Below are 513 nucleotides of genomic sequence, written 5' to 3'. Positions count from 1 at the left end.
CTCATATCTCGTGCATCCATTGCGGGAAACCGAATAGATACCGCACCCGATACTCTATTTAATACTCAACTGCAGTGGCGTTTTGACGAAAGTAACTTTGTCACACTGTCATTCAATTTACTCGACAACTACTATTTAAACCCTGAAAATACAGCAGAATATGAAGGTCACAAATTACTTGATTTCGGGTTTCGTCACCAGATAACAAAGGCTCTGAGCATACAAGCGAATGTGTTTAACCTACTCAATGAAGATTATGCAGAGCGTGCCGATTTCGGTTTTGGCAACTACCGTTACTTTGTTGGTCAACCCAGACGCCTATTTGTGTCTATTCGCTACAACTATGATTAAGGGCTGTTGGCCATTGCAGTCAACGGTGCTCTAAAGGGTAATACAACGAATGAGAATAGCATCACCCACGCTTCCACTATATTTAATGCCGGAATGGGCAGACATTGAAGCCGTCGTCCTCGCTTGGCCGCATGCAAACTCTGACTGGTCTCCTTGGCTAGA

1 protein-coding gene is annotated in these 513 nt (G+C 44.1%); it reads left to right on the top strand.

The genetic code is table 11. The features are described from left to right. Positions 1 to 351, top strand: a 351-nt coding sequence (locus AC07E3_RS21500; protein ID WP_478364786.1) for a TonB-dependent receptor domain-containing protein, incomplete at its 5' end; no start/stop codon positions are given. Positions 352 to 513: the final 162 nt, after the last annotated feature.

The organism is Nitratireductor lacus, from assembly GCF_056431025.1.
This window is presented reverse-complemented; position numbering and strand designations above follow the sequence as displayed.